At 39.7% G+C, this 19,985-nt stretch carries 17 protein-coding genes and 1 pseudogene; 16 read left to right on the top strand and 2 right to left on the bottom strand.

Going from position 1 to position 19,985, the window contains the following annotated elements; genetic code table 11:
- Positions 1–9 precede the first annotated feature (9 nt).
- The 4 genes and pseudogenes from DYQ05_RS09655 (at position 10) to DYQ05_RS09640 (ending at position 4,056) form a co-directional block, all read left to right on the top strand.
- A pseudogene (locus DYQ05_RS09655) lies at positions 10–635 on the top strand (periplasmic-type flagellar collar protein FlbB).
- A gap of 8 nt (positions 636–643) precedes the next feature.
- Positions 644–2,131: an MBOAT family O-acyltransferase gene (locus tag DYQ05_RS09650; protein ID WP_206183339.1), complete on the top strand. Its 1,488-nt coding sequence runs from the start codon at positions 644–646 to the stop codon at positions 2,129–2,131.
- A 15-nt stretch (positions 2,132–2,146) separates the two neighbouring features.
- A complete protein-coding gene (locus DYQ05_RS09645; RefSeq protein ID WP_252723337.1) occupies positions 2,147–3,496 on the top strand; it encodes an SGNH/GDSL hydrolase family protein in 1,350 nt (449 codons plus the stop codon).
- 104 nt (positions 3,497–3,600) lie between these two features.
- On the top strand, positions 3,601–4,056 hold the full coding sequence (locus DYQ05_RS09640) for a DUF302 domain-containing protein (protein ID WP_024466384.1): 456 nt from the start codon (positions 3,601–3,603) through the stop codon (positions 4,054–4,056).
- Positions 4,057–4,269: 213 nt separating this feature from the next.
- Here the strand turns inward: DYQ05_RS09640 and aspS are convergent, their stop codons facing one another.
- Complete coding sequence (gene aspS, locus DYQ05_RS09635) at positions 4,270–6,027, bottom strand: aspartate--tRNA ligase (protein ID WP_206184130.1); 1,758 nt, start codon at positions 6,025–6,027, stop codon at positions 4,270–4,272.
- Positions 6,028–6,157: 130 nt separating this feature from the next.
- On the opposite strand from aspS, the gene DYQ05_RS09630 reads away from it, so the two are divergent.
- The 12 genes from DYQ05_RS09630 (at position 6,158) to tkt (ending at position 18,620) form a co-directional block, all read left to right on the top strand.
- Positions 6,158–6,646, top strand: coding sequence for a hypothetical protein (locus DYQ05_RS09630; protein ID WP_024466382.1), 489 nt, complete (start codon positions 6,158–6,160; stop codon positions 6,644–6,646).
- Positions 6,647–6,791: 145 nt separating this feature from the next.
- A complete protein-coding gene (locus tag DYQ05_RS09625; protein WP_020965804.1) occupies positions 6,792–7,742 on the top strand; it encodes a beta-ketoacyl-ACP synthase III in 951 nt (316 codons plus the stop codon).
- Positions 7,743–7,773: 31 nt separating this feature from the next.
- Positions 7,774–8,736 carry an ACP S-malonyltransferase gene (locus DYQ05_RS09620; RefSeq protein WP_206183338.1) on the top strand — a complete coding sequence of 321 codons (963 nt, stop codon included), beginning with the start codon at positions 7,774–7,776 and terminating at the stop codon, positions 8,734–8,736.
- Between the two features lie 33 nt (positions 8,737–8,769).
- Positions 8,770–9,513 (top strand): 3-oxoacyl-[acyl-carrier-protein] reductase, encoded by a 744-nt coding sequence (gene fabG / locus DYQ05_RS09615; protein ID WP_020965802.1) that lies wholly within the window; start codon positions 8,770–8,772, stop codon positions 9,511–9,513.
- Between the two features lie 25 nt (positions 9,514–9,538).
- Positions 9,539–10,780 (top strand): beta-ketoacyl-ACP synthase II, encoded by a 1,242-nt coding sequence (fabF, locus tag DYQ05_RS09610; RefSeq protein WP_024465299.1) that lies wholly within the window; start codon positions 9,539–9,541, stop codon positions 10,778–10,780.
- An 18-nt stretch (positions 10,781–10,798) separates the two neighbouring features.
- On the top strand, positions 10,799–11,995 hold the full coding sequence (gene fabV, locus DYQ05_RS09605) for an enoyl-ACP reductase FabV (protein ID WP_206183337.1): 1,197 nt from the start codon (positions 10,799–10,801) through the stop codon (positions 11,993–11,995).
- A gap of 68 nt (positions 11,996–12,063) precedes the next feature.
- On the top strand, positions 12,064–12,591 hold the full coding sequence (gene accB / locus DYQ05_RS09600; protein WP_206183336.1) for an acetyl-CoA carboxylase biotin carboxyl carrier protein: 528 nt from the start codon (positions 12,064–12,066) through the stop codon (positions 12,589–12,591).
- Complete coding sequence (locus DYQ05_RS09595; protein ID WP_029409720.1) at positions 12,591–13,916, top strand: acetyl-CoA carboxylase biotin carboxylase subunit; 1,326 nt, start codon at positions 12,591–12,593, stop codon at positions 13,914–13,916. Before accB ends, DYQ05_RS09595 begins: the two co-directional genes overlap by 1 nt.
- Positions 13,916–14,707 (top strand): acetyl-CoA carboxylase, carboxyltransferase subunit beta, encoded by a 792-nt coding sequence (gene accD, locus DYQ05_RS09590; protein WP_024466378.1) that lies wholly within the window; start codon positions 13,916–13,918, stop codon positions 14,705–14,707. Before DYQ05_RS09595 ends, accD begins: the two co-directional genes overlap by 1 nt.
- A gap of 102 nt (positions 14,708–14,809) precedes the next feature.
- Positions 14,810–15,742 carry an acetyl-CoA carboxylase carboxyltransferase subunit alpha gene (locus tag DYQ05_RS09585; protein ID WP_020965796.1) on the top strand — a complete coding sequence of 311 codons (933 nt, stop codon included), beginning with the start codon at positions 14,810–14,812 and terminating at the stop codon, positions 15,740–15,742.
- Between the two features lie 4 nt (positions 15,743–15,746).
- Positions 15,747–16,442, top strand: coding sequence for a biotin--[acetyl-CoA-carboxylase] ligase (locus tag DYQ05_RS09580; RefSeq protein WP_206183335.1), 696 nt, complete (start codon positions 15,747–15,749; stop codon positions 16,440–16,442).
- Positions 16,443–16,631: 189 nt separating this feature from the next.
- A complete protein-coding gene (gene tkt, locus DYQ05_RS09575) occupies positions 16,632–18,620 on the top strand; it encodes a transketolase (RefSeq protein WP_194075460.1) in 1,989 nt (662 codons plus the stop codon).
- A gap of 175 nt (positions 18,621–18,795) precedes the next feature.
- Here the strand turns inward: tkt and DYQ05_RS09570 are convergent, their stop codons facing one another.
- Entirely contained in the window at positions 18,796–19,932 is a 1,137-nt protein-coding gene (locus DYQ05_RS09570; RefSeq protein ID WP_194075458.1) for an HAD family hydrolase, read from the bottom strand.
- Positions 19,933–19,985 lie beyond the last annotated feature (53 nt).

Raw genomic sequence — 19,985 nt, 5'->3', positions numbered from 1 at the left:
GGTATTAAGATGAGACACGGCGGTTCCATCGGAAGGATAATTGTTCTCTTAATTTTGATAATTCTGCTTGTTTTCGGCGGGCTTTTGTGGTTCGATTATTTAGGATTAATCAATACGCGCGGAATGTTTTCTCCCGTATACTCTCTTTTCGGCTTACAAACCCCGCAGGGAGTTACGCCTTTAAGCGGAGATGAACTTGCCGAGCTTGAGAACGACAGGTATGAAAAACGGCTTATGGCTCTTGAAATAAAAGCTCAAGAATTGGCAAAACAGGAAGAAGAGCTTAAAGCAAAACAAATAGAAAATAAACAAATTGCGGAAGAACTTGATGCAAGACAAAGTGCGGTTGAAGAAAAGAAAAAAACTTTAACTTGATATTAACCGAAACCAACGATAGAAATGCCAATATTATTCAGATTGCAAAATATATGAACGGTATGGTGCCTGCAAAGGCGGTGGCGAATCTTTTGGAAATGGACGACCAGGATATAATTGATGTTTTGCGTGCAGCGGAAAGTATAGCGGCTCAAGAAGAAAAGACAAGTTCAGTGTCTTATTGGTTTTCGCTTATGCCTCCTGCACGCGCTGCGGAAATTCAGCGGAAAATGGCGAACAAACCTAAGACTTTTCCGTAAACCTTAAGATGTTTTTTCCTACATTTCAATTTGCAGTTTTTTTTCTCATTACGTTTTTCTTATACTGGTATATTTTTAGGCAGGAAAGGCAGCGTAAAATTCTTTTGGTTTTTGCCTCATATATTTTTTACTCGTTTTGGGATTGGCGTTTTTGTATTTTATTGTTCTCGGTTACCGCCATAAATTATTTTTACGGGTTTCTTCTAGAAAAAGAAAAAAATTATAATCCTCGTAAATTTATTTTTATAATTATAACCGTTTTAAATATTCTGTATCTTTGTTTTTTTAAATATTTATACGGAATACTTGAAGTTTTTAATAAATATTTTCCTGACATGTACGGTGCTTCGCCGTTTTTGACACAAATTAAAATATACTCGTGTTTGTTGCCTGTGGGTATTTCTTATTATACCTTCCGTTGTATGAGTTATATTTTCGATATTTATCTTTGTAAAATTCGCCATACGAAATCCTTTTGGGATATTCTTTTATATGTTTCGTTTTTCCCGCAAATTTCGTTAGGTCCTATAGTTCAGGCCGAATACTTTTTAAAAAATCTGCCTAAAGCGCTTAATTGCGATGAAGAAAAAAAGGCAAAGCCTATAGAGCTTGATAGGGCCGTTTTACTTTTTCTTTCCGGGCTTTATAAAAAAATTATAATTGCAAATTTTTTAACGGTACTTGTTACGGATAAGATTTTTGCAAATCCGCAGTTTTATAATACGGCGGAATTGATTTTCGGTATTCTTTGTACCGCAATTATAATTTATGCCGATTTTTCAGGTTACAGCGATATGTCCGTTTCCGTAGGCTTGTTTTTCGGATTTAATACACCGGATAATTTTAACCGTCCTTATTTGTCAAAGTCGGTAACCGAATTTTGGAGAAGGTGGCATATAAGTTTTTCTTCATGGCTTAGAGATTATCTTTATTTTGCTTTGGGAGGTTCTCGTTTCGGCCTTCCGCGCACCCTGTTTGCATTATTTTTTACAATGGTTATTGCAGGCCTTTGGCACGGCGGAAAATTAACCTTTATTATTTGGGGGTGCTTACAGGGGCTAATGCTTGTTATTGAGCGTCTTTTTGGCACGATAAAGAAAAACGGAGAAATTGAAAAAGACTTTAATACAATTCCTATTGAAAATATGGAAAATAAAAATAAATTCGTAAATGCGTTAAAAATTTCTTTTGTATTTGTTTTTATAAACATAAGTTGGCTTATTTTTTTTTCCGGAAGCCTTTCGGAATTTAATTTGTATTTGAATTCTTTAAAGAATTTTTTTAAACCGTTTCAAATTATAAACCCGTTTATTCTGATTGTCTTTTTTGCGGGTTTAACAATGCAGCTTCCTTCAAAAAATTTGAGAAAAAAAGTATTTGAAATTTATATCCGTGTTCCCTTGGTTTTTAAAGCCGTTTTTTCCGCTGCCGTTATCGCTTTAATTTTTACGCTTTCAACTTCGGGAGTACCGCAGTTTATTTATTTCGGGTTTTAAAAAGGAGTTAATAAAATGGAAAAACTTCTAAAAGAAAAAAAAATGTTTTCTTTCTCTTTTTTAAGCAAAATAAAATGGGGATATTATTCCGCAAATAAAACTTTACTCTTTTTTTTAATTACGCTTATTTGTATAAGTATTTTACTCGGCAGCTCTTTAAATGCGGCTGCGGTAAAAATAAATAACGTATACCTTTCCAAAATATACCTTGAATGTATAAAACCCGTTTCCGATTTTTCATCAAAATACGGGATAGATTCCGTAGTTCCGAAAATACGCTCTCTTTTTTTAAGTGCGGCAAAGCTTGAAAACCACAGCGATTGGGATAATTTTTATTATATGAATACGGTAACCGAAAATGAGACGGAAAATTCGGATTCGGTTTTTTCCGCTCAGACAAATAAAAATGAAGCCGCAAGGCTCAGTTCCGATATTGCTCTTCTTGAGAAAAAACTTGACGCTTTAAAAAATGTTTTAAATAAATTGCGGATTGCGGAAGACAGAGCTAAAGAGGAAGTTTTATTGCAAAAAGAGCTTTTTATCGATGAAGAAAAGGTTCGGAATAAAGACATTAAAGAAGAAGAAAAAATTGAAGTGTCAGTTCAGGAAAAAAAGGAAGAGGACGGTGCGGAAACTGAAATTGCGGAAAACTCTTTACCGCCCGTTACCGAAATTAAAGAAGTTAAGTACACATATACAAAAGAAAAACCTTTACGTGTGCTGATGATAGGTGATTCTCAGATGCGGAGTATTGCAGGGGGCTTTATGCGGCTTACGGGGGAAAATTCTTCCGTAAAAATAACTGAAATATCAGTACCGTCTTCAGGCTTTATTCGGGGAGATTATTATAATTGGCCTAAAAAACTTAAATCGGTTTTTGCCGAAAACAAACAAACGCCGTTTGATATTACGGTAATTTTTTTGGGCATGAACGATTATCAAAACTTTTACGGTGCCGACGGAAAAATCTTAGTTAAAGAAACTCCGAAATGGGAAGAGGCTTATGCCGAAAAAATAAAAAAACACTTGGATATTCTTTTTGCAAACACAAAAAAAATATATTGGCTCGGAATGCCTGTGGTGCGCAATAAGGTTTATAACGAAGATTTAAATTATATAGAAAAAGTGCAAACTAAAATTGCCCTGCAATATTCAAATGAGCAATTGGTTAAATTTTCTTTAAGCGCCGCAGCTCCAGGAGAAGGGGTTCCGTATACGGATACGGTACAAAATTCCGAAGGAACGAAAATAAAACTTATGCGCGATGACGGAACTCACTATACGATTTCAGGCGGAGAATATATTATGAAATCCTTTTTAACCTTGCTGTACAAAGAATGGGACTTGGAGCCGGCAGAGCAGTAGTCTTCTTATTCTTTTTAAATTGTTACCTAGGCCTATCTTTTTTGTTTATAAATCATATCAATTTATGGCAGGCATTGTGTAATGCCCGCCCGTAAGGAGTTTTTATGAAAAAGATATTCATTCTTTCAACTTTGCTTATTTTAGGAACATCATTGTTTGCGGAGAATGTATCGGATGACTTGTTTGTCGTAACCAGCAAGTACGATTTTAAAACTACGGTTACAAAAATTAAAGCCGTTTTAAAAGAAAAAAATCTTACCGTCTTTGCGGATTTTGACCACAGGAAAAATGCGGAAGAAGTAGGGCTTTCAATGCCGTCCTCACAAATAATCGTGTTCGGTAATCCCAAGGCGGGAACGCAGTTAATGCTGCAAGAGCCTTTAGCGGCACTGGAGCTGCCGATGAAAATAGGTGTTATTGAAAACAAGGATAAAACCGTCAGAATAGTTTTTACTAAGACGGCGGTTATTGCAAAAAGATACGGAATAAAAGATTCCGCCGTTTTGAAAAATATGCAAAATTTATTGGAAACTATAGTCTTATCCGTAAATAAGAGCTGAACTTGGGATATAAAAACAAGACCCGTTATTATTTTAAAATAATAACGGGCTTTTTTATTATGTGAATAAAAGATAAACTCTTTAATATTTCCTATAACTTCTTCCGGCGGTTAAATTAAAAAGCCGCCCGAGCGTCGGGTGCAAGATTAACTTTGCAAAGTTTTGCCGCCCCTTTATTTTCCGTATGAGTATAAAGAGTTTCGCTTTGCGGTTTTATTTTTTAACCGCTAAATGAAGTTCATCAAGCTGTTTTTGGTCCACTTCGCTGGGGCTGTCGTCCATCGGGCTTACGGCAAAGGTATTTTTCGGAAAGGCTATAACTTCTTTTATTGAAGTTTCTCCCGCCATAATCATTACAATGCGGTCAAGACCCGGTGCTATTCCGCCGTGAGGAGGCGCCCCGTATTTAAAGGCTTCGGTTAAAAAGCCGAATTTCTTTTCGGCTTCCGCTTCGTCGAAACCTACTATTTTAAAAATACGTTTTTGAAGCTCGGGATTATGAATTCTTATTGAGCCTGAAGCAATTTCGTATCCGTTTAAAACAAGGTCGTAAAGGTCTCCTTTTACAGGTTCAGGGTTTTCTTCCATCGTCGAAATATATTTTTCCTGAGGAGCGGAAAACATATGATGAGCGGGCTCCCATTTTTTTTCTTCTTCGCTCCATTCAAAAAGAGGAAAGTCTATAATCCACACGAATTTAAATTCGGAAGGGTTTAAAAGTCCCAAATCTTTTCCGAGTTTACTGCGTACGGCGCCTAAGGCCGTACAGGCAATTTTATATTTATCCGCAACGAAAAGAATTAAATCCCCCGTTTCAGCTCCCAGCCGGGTTTTGATTTCATTTTCTTTTCCTTCAAAGAATTTTGTAATGCCGCCTTCGAATTTTCCGTCCGTTATTTTAAGCCAGGCAAGCCCCTTTGCCTTGTAGATTTTTGCGGCGGCTTCCAGCTCTTCAATTTTTTTACGGCTATAGTTTTCCGCTTGCGCTTTTACTACCAAGGCCTTAACGGCTCCGCCTTGAGAAACGGCATCTTTAAATACGGTAAAGTCTCCCAATTCCGCCATAAAAGAAGCGTCCTGCATTTTCATTTCAAAACGCAAATCGGGTTTATCCGTTCCGTATAAGTCGATTGCTTCGTCATAAGAAAGCCTTATAAATTCTTTAGGAATGTCTACATTCATAGTTTTTTTAAAAACATATTGCATCATACCTTCGGTTAAATTAAGAACATTTTCGCGCGAGGCAAAACTCATCTCAATATCGATTTGAGTAAACTCAGGTTGTCTGTCCCCGCGGGCGTCTTCGTCACGGTAGCAGCGTGCAATTTGAAAATATTTGTCAAAGCCTGAAACCATTAAAATTTGTTTATAAATCTGAGGCGATTGCGGTAAAGCATAAAATTTTCCCGGATAAAGACGGGAAGGAACAAGATAGTCCCGCGCACCTTCCGGCGTAGATTTTATAAAAGTCGGTGTTTCAATTTCTAAAAATTCTTTTGAAGTTAAATATTCCCTTACGGCAAAACTTACCTTTGAGCGTAAAATAATATGCTCCTGCATGGCTTGGGAGCGTAAATCCAGGTAGCGGTATTTTAATCTAAGCTCTTCGCTTGCATTTGTTTTTTCATCTATTTGGAACGGGAGTACATCGCTTTTTGAGAGTACTTCTATTTTAAGAGCTTTTACTTCAATTTCTCCCGTAGGCATTTCCTTATTTATCATAGAATCGGGACGGCAACGTACCGTTCCTTCAACCGCAATACAAAATTCCTGCTTTAAAGAGGCGGCAAGGTTTTTTAATTCTTCGGAAGCATCATCGTCTATAACAACTTGAGTAAGACCGTAGCGGTCGCGCAAATTTAAAAAAGTAATTCCTCCGTGGTCTCTTTTACGGTGAATCCAGCCGTTTAACACAACGGTTTTTCCTGCAAAATTTTTATTTAAGCCGCCGCAGGTTACGGTTCTTTGCATTTTTTCCATAATGAGGTATTATAATTAAAAACGGTAAGCTGTTCAATAGGGAATTAAGAGCCTGTGTCTTGTAATATATTTGTATAAAAGTTATAATAAGTAATCTTTATAAGTTTGGAGGATATAAAGAATGAATACTTCTATAGTTTTATTTATTATACTTAATGTATTATTTTATGCTTTAATGGGTTTTTTATATATTTTCCCTTTGTATTTTTGCAGGGAACCGATAGGTAAATTAAAAAAGCCTATGGGGAAAAAACTGCTTTCATTTAAATCTGCCAAGATAATGAATAAGAAAAATATTTCTCTTTCACTTATTTCATGTTTAATAATGTATATTTCTTTAATAATACAGGAAAATAAGATTTTAGCCTTTACGGCTTTAGGTTTACAAATACTTACCCTGTTATGCATACTTTATAAGTATTCCAAATCCGCCGGCGTATATGAAAACGGAATTATTTACGGCGACCATTTGTATTGGGATAAAATTCATTCTTGGAAAACGGAGGATAACGGAAAAATATCCTTGCTTTTAAAAAACGGCTTTAATATTACAATTGAAGAAGATACTGATACCGAAATTTTATCTCAAATTTTAACCGATAAAATTTAACCTTTTAAAATATATGATTTCGTCGAAAGCGGCAGTTCTTTTGTACGGTTTAAAATATTAATCCATACAAAATTTAAAATATCTTGTTTTAGCACTGTTGACATAAAAGCAAAAAATGTTATAACATACCGCCTCGGAGATAAAAATGTCTATTTTGATTAAAGGAACGGGAAAAGCGCTTCCCATAAAACAAATGGAAAATGCCGATTTTCCTGCGGAGCTTGATACTTCCGATGAGTGGATTAAAAGCCATACCGGAATTTCCAAAAGGCGGATTGCCGGTAAGGAAGATTCAAGCGCTTCTTTAGCCTGTAAGGCCTGCGAAGAAGCATTGAAAAATACTCAAGATACTCCCGTATCTGCAAATGAAATCGATTTAATTTTATGTGCAACCGCCACGCCTCAATTTAACGGCTTTCCTTCAAATGCCTGCCTTATTCAAAGCGGTATAAATGCGGAAAAGGCCGTTTGTTTTGACGTATCGGCAGCATGTTCCGGATTTTTGTATGCGTTGGATACTGCGGCGGCTATGATGCAAAGGCATAATTGGAGATTTGCCCTTGTTTGCGGCAGCGAAGTTTTAAGCCGCATTGTAGATTGGAATGACCGCTCTACCTGTGTTTTGTTCGGAGACGGAGCCGGAGCCGTTTTACTTGAAAATACCTTTACTTCCGATAAGATTGGAATAGGAGAGGTCGTTTTGGGTTCCGACGGAAAAGGTGTAGACAAACTGTACTTAGACGAATATAATCATATACGTATGAACGGCAGGGCGGTATATAATTTTGCCGTGCGCGTTATAACCGAAACGGTAGAACAATTGCTTGAAAAAGAGCATTTACGTATAAGCGATGTGGACTTTGTCGTATGTCATCAGGCAAATGAAAGAATATTGGAAGCTGCCGCAAAACGGCTCGGGAGCGGTACCGATAAGTTTGTATGCAATATAGAAAATTACGGTAACACCTCTGCCGCTTCAGTTCCCATTACCCTTGATGACCTTATGCGTTGCGGAAAAATAAAAAGAGGTATGACCGTCATTATGGCGGGCTTCGGAGCCGGTCTTACATGGGGCGGCTGTGTTGTAAGATTTTAAGTGTATTTTACTTTTGTTACTTGGGGGAATAATGAAATTTGTTTTTTTATTTTCGGGACAAGGCGCTCAGTTTAAGGGTATGGCGGAAGACATCTGCAAACTGTATCCCGCCGCACGTTCCGTCGTTGATGAGATGAGCTCCATTACCGGAGAAGATATAGCGTCTTTTTTATGGAATACTGAAAATGCGGAACTTGCCCGCAGCGATAAAAGTCAATTGGCGATAACCGCTGTAGAAACGGCAATTTGTGCCGTGTTAAAAGAAAACGGTATTTTGCCTTCCGCCGCGGCAGGTTTCAGTCTGGGCGAATTTTCCGCATTATATGCGGCGGGAGTTTTAAATTTTAAAACTATGACCGAAATCGTTATGCGCCGCGGTAAAATTATGCAAAAATGGTGCGAAAAAATTTCTGCGGGAGATAGCGCAGGCGGTATGGCGGCCGTGATAAAATTACCGTCCGAAAAAGTGTGCGAACTTTTAAAGCCATATTCGGATACTGAAAAGGGTATTGTATTTGCCGCAAATATGAACAGTCCCGCACAAACGGTTGTATCGGGAACTGCCGAAGGCTTGGATATTGCCGAAAAAATATGTAAAGAAGCCGGAGCAAAGCGTTTTGTTAAGCTTTCGGTTGCAGGCCCCTTTCATTCGCCTCTTATGCGTAATGCTGCAAAAGAATTCGCCGAGGTGCTTGAAAGCGTTACCTTTGAAGACCCTAAAATTCCTCTTTTTTCCAATGTTACCGGAAAAAGAATTTTAACGGGAGCCGAAGCTAAAAAAAATGCCGTTCTTCATTTAACTTATCCCGTTTTATGGGTAAACGAAGAAAAAGAAGTTTCGGAACTTGCAGCCGGAGAAGAGAGCCGCTTATTGGAAATAGGGCCGGGTAATACGCTTTGTAATTTATGGCGGGATAGCGGTTATGCCGGAACTTGTCTTCCTACGGGAACGTCGGAACATTTGTCGGAAATTATTAAAACTTTTAAAGTTTAACGGTTTCCATATAATTTTATAAATGAGGTTTATATGTTATTAAAAGGAAAAAAAGCATTGGTAACCGGCTCTTCGAGAGGTATCGGAAAGGAAATTGTCCGCCGTTTTCTTGAGGAAGGCGCTGAGGTTTGGGGCTTGTGTACAAAACCTTCACAAGCTAAAGAAGAAATGGAAGCTTTTGCAAAATCGCAAAACGGAGTGTTTTGTGAAATATATGCCGACTGCGGTAATGCCGAAGAGCTTACTGCCGCAATAAAATCCGCTTTGGAAAAATCCGGCGGTTTTGATATTTTGGTAAATAATGCAGGCATTACTAAAGACGGCCTTTCTTTCCGTATGAAACGGGAGGATTGGGATTCCGTGTTGAGCGTTAATCTTACCGGAGCTTTTATAGCTTCTCAAATCGTATCTTCGGATATGATAAAAAAGAGAACGGGCTCCATTATAAATATGACAAGTATAGTAGGTTTACACGGTCAGGGCGGACAAGTTAATTATGCCTCCAGCAAGGCCGGGCTTATAGGTCTTACAAAAAGCCTTGCCAAAGAAACCGCAGGAAGGGGTGTGCGTGTAAATGCCATAGCGCCCGGATATATCGAAACCGATATGACCGCTGCGGTAAAAGAAGAGATGCGCAAAGAATGGGTAGAAGGAATACCCCTAAAGCGGGCCGGCAAACCTGTTGATGTTGCAAATGCCGCCGTATTCTTGGCCTCCGATTTGTCTTTGTATATTACCGCTCAGGTAATAGGAGTAGACGGAGGACTTGGAGCTTAAATTTCAAATTTTTATGGAGGATAATATGAGAAGAGTTGTTGTTACAGGCATAGGAGCCGTAACTCCCTTAGGAAATACAATTAACGAAACATGGCAGGGTATAAAAGAAGGCCGCTGTGCCATAGGAAAAATTACCCATTATGACACTTCGGAGCATAAGGTAAAAATAGCCGCCGAAATCAAAAATTTCGACCCTGCGGAATTTATGGACAAAAAAGATGCCCGCAAAATGGCCCGTTTTACTCAATTTGCAGTGGCGGCGGCCGTACAGGCGATGAAGGATGCGGGGCTTTCAAAAGAAACTATAGACCCGGACCGTACCGGAATTATACTCGGAAACGGTATAGGAGGGTTTGAAGTACATGAGAGCTCTTTTAAAAAATACTTTGAAGCCGGCTCTGCCCGTATTCCGCCTATGACAATACCTCTTCTTATTCCCAACGAAGCGGCGGGAAATATAAATATGCACTTCGGCATACGCGGTGTTTCATGGACTGTAGTAACGGCTTGCGCTTCCGGAACGGACGCTTTGGGCAATGCTCTCGATATAATCCGCTCAGGCAGATTGGACGTTTGTCTTGCAGGCGGAACTGAAGCCGCCATTACAGGCTTCGGTATAGGCTCATTCAGTGTTTTACAGGCACTGGCTTCTGAGCATAACGATAATCCTGAAAAGGCTTGCTGTCCTTTCGATAAAAAACGTTCGGGCTTTGTTATGGGAGAGGGTTCCGGTATTCTTATTTTGGAAGAATATGAACATGCAAAAAAACGCGGAGCAAAAATATATGCCGAATTTGCAGGTTACGGAGGCTCTTCGGACGCTTATCATCTTACAAGTCCGGACCCTACAGGTGAAGGCGGAGCTTCCGCAATGAAAAAAGCCTTGGATGATGCCGGCATAAAACCGGAAGATGTTCAGTATTACAATGCACACGGAACTTCCACACCTATAAACGACCCGGCAGAAACCGCAATGATAAAAAAGGCTTTCGGAGAACATGCCTATAAAATGAAAATATCTTCTACAAAATCTATGATAGGGCATTGTCTCGGAGCGGCCGGAGCTCTGGAGGCTATATTCTGTATTAAAGCAATGGAAGACGGCTTTTTCCCGCCCACAATTAACTTGACGGAACCGGATTTGGAAGCCGGCTGCGATTTGGATTATGTTCCCAATAAGGGAGTTTCAGGCACAATTACTTGCGCCGCCTCCGGTTCTCTCGGTTTCGGAGGGCACAACGGAGTTGTAATATTTAAAAAAATATAAGAAATAAGGAAAAATAAAATGATTATAAAACCTATGGTACGCGGAAACGTATGTTTAAACTCTCATCCTAAAGGATGTAAAAAAGCTGTAGAACATCAAATAGCTTATACAAAAAAAAGGTCGGCGGATTTTTCCTCAGGAACGGTTAAACCGAAAAATGCTCTTATTTTAGGCTGCTCAAACGGATACGGGCTTGCAAGCAGAATAACGGCCGCTTTCGGATACGGAGCCGCTACAATCGGAGTGTCTTTTGAAAAAGCCGGTTCCGAAACAAAATGGGGAACACCCGGCTGGTATAATAATCTTGCCTTTGACGGCGCTGCAAAGGCTGAAGGCTCGGTTTCAATAACAATAGAAGGAGACGCCTTTTCCGATGCTGTAAAAGCTGAAGTTATAAAAAAAGCTAAAGAGCACGGAATGAACTTTGATTTGGTTATTTACAGTTTGGCAAGTCCATTGCGCATCGACCCCGATACGGGAGTTACATATAAATCCGTATTAAAACCGTTCGGAAAAGCGTTTACCGGAAAAACCCTTGACCCTTTTACAGGTAAACTTTCCGAAATTACTGCGGAGCCTGCAACTGAAGAAGAGGCTGCCGCTACGGTAAAAGTTATGGGCGGAGAAGATTGGCAGCGCTGGATAGAACAACTTTCCGAAGCCGGTGTTCTTGCGGAAGGCTGTATTACGGCGGCATATTCTTATATAGGTCCTGAAGCCACTCAGGCTCTTTACAGAAAAGGAACTATAGGTAAGGCGAAAGAACATCTTGAAAAAACGGCGCATATTCTTAACGATAAGATGAAAACTTTTAACGGAAAAGCCTTTGTTTCCGTAAATAAGGGGTTGGTTACCCGTGCAAGTGCCGTAATTCCTGTTATTCCTTTATACTTGGCAAGTCTTTTTAAAGTAATGAAAGAAAAAGGAAACCACGAAGGTTGTATAGAACAGATAAACAGGCTTTTCAGCGAAAGGCTATATACTAAAGACGGTAAAATACCTGTAGACGGCGAAAACCGTATACGTATAGATGATTGGGAATTGGACGATGAAGTACAGGCTGCCGTTGATAAGATAATGGAAAAAGTTACCGATGATAACAGCGAAACTTTAACCGACTTGGCAGGATACAGACACGACTTTTTAGCGGCAAACGGTTTTGACATTGATGGTATAGACTATGACTGCGATGTTGAACGTTGTGACGGAATTTAAAACAAATTCCTGAAATTAAACTGAAGTTTCCTGACAAAGACGGGATACGAATAAGGTAAGGTATAAATATGAAAGAAGAATTTATTTTAAATTTAATTGACCGCTTTGAAAAAAGTCCCTCGGTATTTTTACATATAAAAAACGGAGAGGCCGAGTTAACGCTTAAAAAAGAAGAAGCCTACAGGCAAAATATACAGGGATTACAAAACCCCTTGCAATATATTCAAACTCAGCCTGTTTTACAGCAGACAAGCATTACGGAGCAAGTTCAAAATCCTTCCGCTGTAAGCGGGTTAGCGTCTTCCGAAAACCGAGTTAAAACGGAAAGCGGAATAAGCGGCGATACTTCCAAAGAGCTTGTTACGGTAAAAAGCCCGATTGTAGGCTCATTTTACCGCTCTCCTTCTCCGGACGCTCCGGCCTATGTTGAAAAAGGCGGAAAAGTATCCAAGGGGCAGCCCTTGTGTATTTTGGAAGCTATGAAAATGATGAACACCTTGGAGTGCGAATATAACGGAATTATAGAAGATATTCTTGTTGCAAACGGCGATTTAGTTGAATTCGACCAGCCTCTTTTTGTTATCAGGATAGAATAATGATACAAAAAATGTTTATTGCAAACCGCAGTGAAATTGCGGTACGTATTATCCGCTCTTGCCGCGAAATGGGAATAAAGACCGTAGCGGTATATTCTTCGGCGGATAAAGAATGTCTTCATGTAAAATTGGCGGACCAAGCGGTTTGTATAGGGCCTGCACCTTCGGCGAAAAGCTATCTGAATAAAGAAGCCCTTATTACGGCGGCGCTTTGTACGGGCTGCGATGCAGTACACCCCGGCGTAGGATTTTTATCCGAAAATGCCGATTTTGCTCGTGAGGTTATAAAAGCCGGTATGTTGTGGATAGGGCCTGAACCGGATACTATAGAAATGCTCGGTGATAAGGTAAGAGCTCGCGAAACTGCGGAAAAAAGCGGTCTACCTATAACGCCCGGCTCTAAAGGCGCTATAAAAAATGCCGCCCAAGCCGCCGAAACGGCAAAAAAATGCGGTTATCCCGTTATAATAAAAGCCGCTTCGGGAGGCGGAGGAAAGGGAATGCGCGTAGTTTGGAAAGAAGAGGATTTGGCTGAAAACTTTACCATAGCCTCTTCGGAAGCGTTGGCAAATTTTGCCGACGGAACCGTATATATCGAAAAATACCTCTGCGACCCCCGGCATGTAGAATTACAAATTGTAGGCGACGGAAAGGGCTGTGTAGCCGTTTTAGGAGAGAGGGATTGTTCCGTACAGCGTAATCACCAAAAGTTAATAGAAGAAAGTCCTTCTCCCGCCGTTACCGAAGAAATGCGCGGCGCAATGTGTAAGGGTGCTCAAAAACTTTTTTCTTCACTTAAATATTGCGGAGCGGGAACAATAGAATTCCTTGTTTCCGGTAAAGATTTTTATTTTATGGAAGTAAACGCCCGTATTCAAGTGGAACACCCCGTATCCGAAATGATAACAGGCACGGATATTATACGAGAACAGATTAACGTATGTACGGGAGGAAAAATGAATTTTCCGTCCGGTATTTTACCCGTAAAGGGCTGGGCAATTGAAGCCCGTATAAATGCCCGCACTCCGGGGCTTATTAAAAAGCTGCATGTCCCGGGCGGCAACGGAATAAGATTCGACAGCTTTTTGTACCAAGGATATACGGTTGTTCCGTTTTATGATTCCATGACGGCTAAACTCATCGTTCATGATGAAAACAGAAAACTTGCAATAAAAAAACTCTTATGTGCTCTTGACGAATTACAAATAGAAGGAATACAAACCAATATTGAAGAGCAAAAATTTATCTTAAATTCGTCTCAATTTCAATCGGGTACCTTCGGTACCGGATTATATGAGCAACTATTTAATACAGGAGAAAAATAATGGACTGTCCTCATTGTAAAACACAATATGACCCGGAAACTCTCGCCGCCGATTTAATGGTTTGCCCGAATTGCGGATACCATTTGCGGATAGATGCCGCCGGCAGAATAGCCTATTTGGCGGATGAAAATTCATTTGAAGAATTATATAAAACTCTAAAAACAAAAAATCCGATACAAATGGCAGGATATGAAGAGAAAGTTTCCGCAGCGGAAGCAAAAACTTCTATGAACGAAGCCGTAGTTACCGGACTGTGCAAAATAGAGGGAAGGGAAGCCCTGCTTGCAGTAATGTCCTTCGATTTTATGGGAGGCTCAATGGGCTCCGTTGTAGGAGAAAAAATTTCACGTCTTATGTTGAAAGGGGCTGAAGAAAAAATTCCCGTCATTATTTATACTACATCGGGCGGTGCCCGTATGCAGGAAGGTCTTTTTTCTCTTATGCAAATGGCTAAAACTTCAAGTGCCGCTGCGGAATTGGACGATAAGGGTGTACCGCTTTTTATAATGCTCTGCGATCCTACCACCGGGGGTGTTACCGCAAGTTTTGCCATGCTGGGAGATGTCATTGCCGCGGAACCCAATGCTCTTATCGGTTTTGCAGGACCGCGCGTTATAGAGGGAACGATACGCCAGCAGCTACCTGAAGGTTTTCAGCGTGCGGAATTTCAACTGAAAAAAGGTTTTGTAGATTGTATTGTCCCGCGTTCCGAGCAAAAACATTTTTTTGCACTTATGATTGACGCTCATACAAAAAGTCCGGTCGGGAAAAAATCCGCCGGAATAAAATAAAAATCATCAATCTGTGTAATTGAAAAATTACCGGGCTTGACTTAATTTTATGCCTTTTTAAGGTTGTACCTTATAAAAATGCAAAAATAGGAGATAATAACTATGGCTAAAAAAGAGAAAAATCAAATAGAGCAAAAAGAATTATTAAACGAACTTCAGGATATTGCGGATAAATACGGCCTTGATATAAGCGGAGAGCTGAAGCAAATAAACGAAAAATTTCAAAATTGTTCTTCTGCCTCTAAAACATGGAAAAGAGTGGAACTTGCACGAAACAGCGACCGTCCGCGCGCCCTTGATTATATCGATATGATATTTGATGATTTTATCGAATTGCACGGAGACCGCTTTTTCGGGGACGACCCCGCCTTGATAGGAGGAATAGGATTTATCGAAGGAATACCCGTTACCGTTGTCGGAAACCAAAAGGGAAAAAACTTGAGAGAAACCATTGAAAGAAACGGCGGCATGGCGAATCCCGAAGGCTACAGAAAGGCTCTTAGGCTTATAAAACAGGCTGAAAAATTCCGTAGGCCCATAGTAAGCTTCATTGATACCCAAGGAGCATACCCCGGACTCGGGGCTGAAGAACGCGGTATAGGAGAAGCCATTGCGGTAAATTTACGAGAGTTAAGCCGTGTAAAAACCCCTGTTATTTGTTTTATTATAGGAGAAGGCGGTTCGGGCGGAGCATTGGGGATAGGTGTAGGAGATAAAATCTATATGCTTGAAAACTCCATTTTTTCGGTTATATCTCCCGAAGGCTGTGCTTCCATTTTATTGCGCGATTCAAGCAGGGCAAAAGATGCGGCCGTAATGCTTAAAATCACAAGCCGTGAAGTTTTAGGTTTAAAAATGATTAACGGGGTAATAGATGAACCTGAAGAAGGAGCACATACGGACCCGCAAAAAACGGCGGAAGCAATGCGTTCTCAAATATTGCATGATATAACCGATTTATGTAAGCGGGACCCTTCTGTATTGGTAAAATACCGAAAGAAAAAAATACATGCCGTAGGCTGTTTTTCCGAATAGGACGATGTATAAACAAGCCGATATTAAAAATATTTTTGACGCACCCGTTTATTATATTGAAAGAACTTGTTCTACTATGAATGATGCGAAAACTCTTGTTGATAAAGGGGCTCCGTTCGGAACCTTTATTTATGCGGGAGAACAGAGTGAGGGACGAGGCAGATTAAAGGGCAGGGTTTGGTATTCAAATTTTAACGAAAATCTTCTGGGAACGGTATTGCTTAAACAAAATTTTGAAACTTCTGTGCCTCTTAAAATAGGGCTTGCCGTAGCTTTAACTGCCGACATATTTTTGCCGAAAGAACTTAAAACCGCAATAAAATGGCCCAATGATATTTTAATAAACGGAAAAAAAGCTGCCGGTATTTTATGCGAGACTTATAAGGGCTGTTTATTGGCAGGTACGGGAGTTAATATTCTTCAAAAGGAATTTTCCGAAGATATTAAAAATAGGGCCGTTTCAATTGCTTCGGCTGCAGGAAAGGCTCCTAGCGTAGAGCAATTTATTAAATGTTATTTAAAAACCTTATATTCCGTTTTAAATATGGAAGATTGGCATAACAAGGTAAACGGAAAATTATGGAAAAAAAACGAAACGGTTAAATTTATGCAAGGACAAAATGCCGATATACCTGTAGAGGGTGTTTTAACCGGCATTACGGAAAAAGGGGCCGTTATAATAGAAACCGAAAAAGGGTGAACCGTTTACTATTCTGGGGAATTAAGTTTTGATTATCCTTAAACTCATTTAAAGGCCTTACTTCAAGTTTAAACATTCGGAAGCCCGGTATTGAAAAAAAAATTCTATTATGCTAAAATCCGCTGCGGGAATACTTACCGGCTTAATGCCTTAAAAAAACGATTAAATACAACACCTTGGAGGTATTTTATGAAAAACGAGCTTGATGCCGTTGCTCTTTCAATTAGAAGTCTTTCGATGGACGCAATCGAAAAAGCGAATTCGGGACACCCCGGCTTGCCTCTCGGAGCTGCCGAGCTTGCAGCTTCTCTTTACGGAAAAATTTTAAAACATAATCCATTAAATCCCGAATGGAAGGATAGAGACCGCTTTGTTTTATCTGCCGGACACGGCTCTATGCTTTTATATTCAATCTTGCATATTTCAGGTTATGATGTTTCGCTTGAAGATATTAAAAGTTTTAGACAGCTTGGCTCGAAATGTCCGGGGCACCCTGAATACGGAGATACTCCCGGAGTGGAAACTACAACAGGTCCCCTGGGGCAGGGTATTGCAACTGCCGTAGGTATGGCAATTGCCGAAAAAATGCTTGCATCCGAATTTAATGAAGACGGTTATAAAATCGTAGACCATTATACTTATGTACTTGTAGGGGAAGGCTGCCTAATGGAAGGTGTCGCTTCGGAAGCTTCAAGTTTGGCGGGGCATTTAAAACTGGGAAAATTAATTGTTTATTACGACGAAAATAAAATTACAATAGACGGTTCTACCGATATAACTTTTACGGAAGATATTGCAGCGCGTTATAAGGCTTACGGCTGGCAGGTTTTGCAAGGCTCAATGTATTCTTATGAGGATATCGAACATCTTACCGCCGAAGCGAAAAAAGATGAGCGGCCGACTCTTATTATGCTTAAATCCGTAATAGGGCAGGGCGCTCCTACCGTTGCGGGAAAAAACAAGGCTCACGGTGCTCCTTTAGGAAAAGACGGAATTACGGAAGCTAAAAAGAATTTAGGACTTGACCCTTCAAAAGAATTTTTCGTCTTTGAAGAAGCTTACTCGTTCTTTAAAAAAAGACGGGAAGAATTATCCCGTGCCGAAAATGAATGGAATAACACTTTTGAGCAATGGAGTTGTAAATATCCCGAAAAAAGAAAAGAATGGGATATGTTTTTTTCTAAGGGCGGAATTTCAAAAGAGCTTATTAAAAGCGTTGTTTTGCCGCAGTTTAAAAAGGAAGAGGCGGTTGCAACACGCTCGGCTTCAAAAAAAGTTTTAAACGAATTTGCAAAAACTCTTACAAACCTTGTAGGAGGCTCCGCCGATTTGGAAGGGCCTAACGCCGTAGGTTTAGACGGAATTCCTTCATTTACGGACGAAACTCCTCAAGGCAGGTATTTACGCTACGGCATAAGGGAATTTGCAATGGGCACAATTACGAACGGCATTCAGCTTCACGGAGGCTTTAGAGCGTTTTGTGCTACTTTTTTAGTCTTTGCAGATTATCTTAGACCTTCATTAAGGCTTGCAGCTCTTATGAAACTTCCTTCTATTTTCGTTCTTACTCACGATTCGGTTTATGTAGGGGAAGACGGCCCGACCCACCAGCCTGTAGAGCTGCTTGCTTCTTTAAGAGCAATTCCGAATGTTTTGGTTTTACGTCCTGCCGACGCGGAAGAAACGGGAGAAGCGTGGGCTTTGGCTCTTCAACATACTGACGGCCCCGTATGTTTAATTTTAAGCCGACAGAATTTACCCGTCTTGGAAAAAGCCGATTCGGCTTGGCGTGAACATTTTAAAAACGGCGCATATATAATAAAAGACGTTCAAGGTGTACCGGATATTACCGTACTGGCTACGGGTTCCGAAGTAAGCACTGCGGTAAAAGCTGCAAGTCTTGTAAACGGCAAAAAGGTAAGGGTTGTATCGGTGCCTTCAAAAGAGCTTTTTGAAAATTCCTGTAAAGATACGATTCATTCGGTTTTGGGCGGTTGTAAAAAAGATATCAGAATTATTACCGCGGAAGCCGGAATACGTCAAGGCTGGGAAGGCTGGACTAAGTGTAAATGCGATAATTTTTCGATTGAGCAATTCGGAACTTCCGCCCCTGGAAGCAAAGTTGCCGAACATTTAGGTTTTACTGCGGAAAAACTTGCGGAACTGATTGAAAAATAGTTTTAAAATTATATATCTCCGCTTGAAATCTAAATTTCAAGCGGAGATGTTTTTTATAGGCTTTGTAAATAGTTTAAAATAAGATTAACCGCCTTTTCCATATCATCTATATGTACGGTATTTCCGATTTAAATAATAAATTTTAAAAAGATAAAGAAAAAATAACTTATAAATTCTATTCCGGAGAAAACTCTCCCGTGGCGTCATTTCTGTTTTGGACTAAAACCGTACCCTCTAAACTTATAGTTTTATTTTTTCTTTGTTCAAGCCCTTTAATTAAAAAGGGATAAATCATTGTTTCGGGTTTAGGCTTGCGGTTAAATAATAAGATAACGGCATCATTTTTAAATTCGCTCATCATAAAAAAATCACCGTCTCCGTCTCCCGCAATAAGTACGGGAGGCTTGTTACCGTGTTTACTTCTTATTACTTTTTTTATTGCTTCGGCCTTACCTTCTTTCCGTGTTGCCGGAATTGAACTGTCATTTTCGCATGTAAGTTTTTTAAAGTTATCTAAAAGTCTGCGTCTTCCGAAAACATTCTCGGATTTTACATTATATCCGTATTTAGGGTTTGATGCGAAGACGCGCACATTATCTTCCTGTGAAGCGGAGCAAATGTAAGGTTCAATACCGTGTTCGTTTAATACTTTAATTAAGTTTTTTATTTCAGTCTGAGCGCGGATTCCTTTTCTGTATACGGTTTGAATGCGGCCCGATTTACCGGTTAATTTTTCACTTGAAAACACCGTATACTCTTTAATTTTATCGGAAAGGCCTTTATCTATAGCCTTTCCCGTAAGAGCTTCCAATTCTTTTATAGTCATTCCCGTACTTACCGATTGGGCAATATCCACTCCGCAAGCGGGAGCGGCTCCGCGCATTAAAAAAATCATTTTAGCTTTAAAGTCTATGTATTCTTCGGTAGAGGTAACTTCTATAAGAGGTTTGTTTCCGGCTAAACCTTTATAATTTTTATAAAGAAACTCATAGTCTCTGTCCAAGTCTTCCGAAAGTTCACAAGCCTTTAATTGTTTCCCATGAAGATTTACACAATGTTTAAGGGGAATATTTTGCGGAATCCCGGCTCTGATTGTTTTTGAAAAGTTTTCCGGAGTTAAATTAAAGCAAAGATTTTCCAATTGATATATAAATAAATTATCCTGTGTATCGTAAAAAATACAAGTATAGTCCCAATCGAAAACCGCGTAATTATCCGAAAAAGCTTTTTCTTTTATTAGGGCTTCCAAACATAACTTATTTTGAGGATACCAATTTCCGTTTTCCAAAATTGAATTTACCTTGTTATTCATAATTTTTTCCCGTGTAATGTTATATTAAAATAAAAATAAACGGTTTATGTATT

Origin of the sequence: Treponema pedis (genome assembly GCF_017161325.1) — a bacterium.
GTDB lineage: Bacteria > Spirochaetota > Spirochaetia > Treponematales > Treponemataceae > Treponema_B > Treponema_B pedis.
The sequence above is the reverse complement of the archived record's forward strand: the minus strand, read 5'-3'. Positions and strand labels throughout refer to the sequence as shown.

Bases quoted from the DNA above. Each gene is read 5' to 3' on its own strand.
- DYQ05_RS09585 (WP_020965796.1), top strand. From the start codon at position 14,810: ATGGCTAAAAAAGAGAAAAATCAAATAGAGCAAAAAGAATTATTAAAC.
- fabG (WP_020965802.1), top strand. From the start codon at position 8,770: ATGTTATTAAAAGGAAAAAAAGCATTGGTAACCGGCTCTTCGAGAGGT.
- aspS (WP_206184130.1), bottom strand. From the start codon at position 6,027: ATGCAAAGAACCGTAACCTGCGGCGGCTTAAATAAAAATTTTGCAGGA.
- tkt (WP_194075460.1), top strand. From the start codon at position 16,632: ATGAAAAACGAGCTTGATGCCGTTGCTCTTTCAATTAGAAGTCTTTCG.
- fabF (WP_024465299.1), top strand. From the start codon at position 9,539: ATGAGAAGAGTTGTTGTTACAGGCATAGGAGCCGTAACTCCCTTAGGA.
- DYQ05_RS09650 (WP_206183339.1), top strand. From the start codon at position 644: ATGTTTTTTCCTACATTTCAATTTGCAGTTTTTTTTCTCATTACGTTT.
- DYQ05_RS09595 (WP_029409720.1), top strand. From the start codon at position 12,591: ATGATACAAAAAATGTTTATTGCAAACCGCAGTGAAATTGCGGTACGT.
- DYQ05_RS09570 (WP_194075458.1), bottom strand. From the start codon at position 19,932: ATGAATAACAAGGTAAATTCAATTTTGGAAAACGGAAATTGGTATCCT.
- fabV (WP_206183337.1), top strand. From the start codon at position 10,799: ATGATTATAAAACCTATGGTACGCGGAAACGTATGTTTAAACTCTCAT.
- DYQ05_RS09580 (WP_206183335.1), top strand. From the start codon at position 15,747: ATGTATAAACAAGCCGATATTAAAAATATTTTTGACGCACCCGTTTAT.
- DYQ05_RS09620 (WP_206183338.1), top strand. From the start codon at position 7,774: ATGAAATTTGTTTTTTTATTTTCGGGACAAGGCGCTCAGTTTAAGGGT.
- accB (WP_206183336.1), top strand. From the start codon at position 12,064: ATGAAAGAAGAATTTATTTTAAATTTAATTGACCGCTTTGAAAAAAGT.
- DYQ05_RS09645 (WP_252723337.1), top strand. From the start codon at position 2,147: ATGGAAAAACTTCTAAAAGAAAAAAAAATGTTTTCTTTCTCTTTTTTA.
- DYQ05_RS09630 (WP_024466382.1), top strand. From the start codon at position 6,158: ATGAATACTTCTATAGTTTTATTTATTATACTTAATGTATTATTTTAT.
- accD (WP_024466378.1), top strand. From the start codon at position 13,916: ATGGACTGTCCTCATTGTAAAACACAATATGACCCGGAAACTCTCGCC.
- DYQ05_RS09640 (WP_024466384.1), top strand. From the start codon at position 3,601: ATGAAAAAGATATTCATTCTTTCAACTTTGCTTATTTTAGGAACATCA.
- DYQ05_RS09625 (WP_020965804.1), top strand. From the start codon at position 6,792: ATGTCTATTTTGATTAAAGGAACGGGAAAAGCGCTTCCCATAAAACAA.